Source organism: Salinivibrio sp. SS2 (assembly GCF_001722075.1).
GTDB classification, from domain to species: Bacteria; Pseudomonadota; Gammaproteobacteria; order Enterobacterales; family Vibrionaceae; genus Salinivibrio; species Salinivibrio proteolyticus.
Genome location: NZ_MEBP01000005.1, coordinates 1 through 621 on the forward strand (window position 1 = coordinate 1; position 621 = coordinate 621).

Consider the following 621-nt stretch of genomic DNA (forward strand, 5'->3'; position numbering starts at 1 on the left):
CAGCACTGTTAAGCAGATGGCTCGTTAATTCCATATGGCAGACCATGCGAACTTGAGGATAGTCTGACGTCGTTGTTTTATTACCGGTTCGGCTAAAAGCCTTATCGTTGTCGGCCGTATCTGGTGTTCGCCAAACTACGCCATCAACAGCATGTAAAGTGAGTCCGTACCAGTCAGGATGTGGGGTCTTCTCATGCCACAATTGCTGAGTTTGGTTGAACACCGCTTCGACTGGCTTGTGCCCCAACTTCTTACGGGCATGGATAACCGCACTCGGCGCAACAAAGGGTTTCTTGCCCGGTAGCAATATATCTAGCTGAGAGACCACCTTACTCATCGATAGATGCCGATAAAGTGACATTCCCACAACGCTCCATACCATCAATTCCATGGGGAGCCTACGCTTACGAATCGTCGCGACGCCTGTGTCCTCAAGACATTGGTGAATGAGTTCAGGGCAAAGGAGATCGGATAGACCATTGAGTTGGTCAGCAGAGAATTGATGTATTCGGTCGAGGGCTTGTCTTAAGAACATAAAAAAATCCGAGTGTGCAGAAACACTCGGATTTTGACACCCTCTCAGGATCGTTCAACCGATCATTTTTTGCTTAACTGATCGGC

The 621-nt window shown here is 48.3% G+C and carries 1 protein-coding gene; it reads right to left on the bottom strand.

Translation table 11 applies throughout. The features are described 5' to 3' along the window. Nucleotides 1-535 (bottom strand): transposase domain-containing protein (locus BGK46_RS00420; protein ID WP_175418615.1); only part of this gene is annotated, 535 nt, incomplete at its 3' end. Nucleotides 536-621 lie beyond the last annotated feature (86 nt).